The sequence below is a fragment of the Pseudomonas onubensis genome (assembly GCF_965653655.1).
Classification (GTDB): Bacteria; Pseudomonadota; Gammaproteobacteria; order Pseudomonadales; family Pseudomonadaceae; genus Aquipseudomonas.
Genome location: NZ_CBFHAZ010000228.1, coordinates 1 through 524, shown reverse-complemented (window position 1 = coordinate 524; position 524 = coordinate 1). Strand labels below are relative to the sequence as shown.

General features: G+C 45.8%; 2 tRNA genes and 1 rRNA gene. All 3 read right to left on the bottom strand.

Annotated features, from left to right (window positions below):
* Positions 1-177: 177 nt before the first annotated feature.
* Positions 178-253, bottom strand: a tRNA-Ala gene (locus ACTD9P_RS29700).
* Positions 254-263: 10 nt separating this feature from the next.
* A tRNA-Ile gene (locus tag ACTD9P_RS29695) sits at positions 264-340 on the bottom strand.
* A 122-nt stretch (positions 341-462) separates the two neighbouring features.
* Positions 463-524, bottom strand: a 16S ribosomal RNA gene (locus ACTD9P_RS29690); the annotation flags it as partial.

The window sequence follows — 524 nt, the reverse complement described above, 5'->3', positions numbered from 1 at the left end:
CTCAATTAAGAGAACTCACAAATTTTACCTTAGCCTGATCCGTTACCAGTGAAAGTAACGTTCAGTCTATCTTTCTATCACATACCCAAATTTTTAAAGAACGATCTAATCAAAGACTAGAAATCAATATTCACTTCAGAATATTCATTTCTAAACTCTAACAGCAGAAGCAGTTAATGGTGGAGCCAAACGGGATCGAACCGTTGACCTCCTGCGTGCAAGGCAGGCGCTCTCCCAGCTGAGCTATGGCCCCATAACAAAATTGGTGGGTCTGGGCAGATTCGAACTGCCGACCTCACCCTTATCAGGGGTGCGCTCTAACCAACTGAGCTACAGACCCAATTTCGAGCGTCACTGATTAGCTAAGAGCTATCAGCTTGGAGCTTAAAGCTGCTTCTATCGTCTTCTTCAATGAATCAAGCAATTCGTGTGGGAACTTATGGAGCAGCTGATGTCGTCGATTAAGGAGGTGATCCAGCCGCAGGTTCCCCTACGGCTACCTTGTTACGACTTCACCCCAGTCA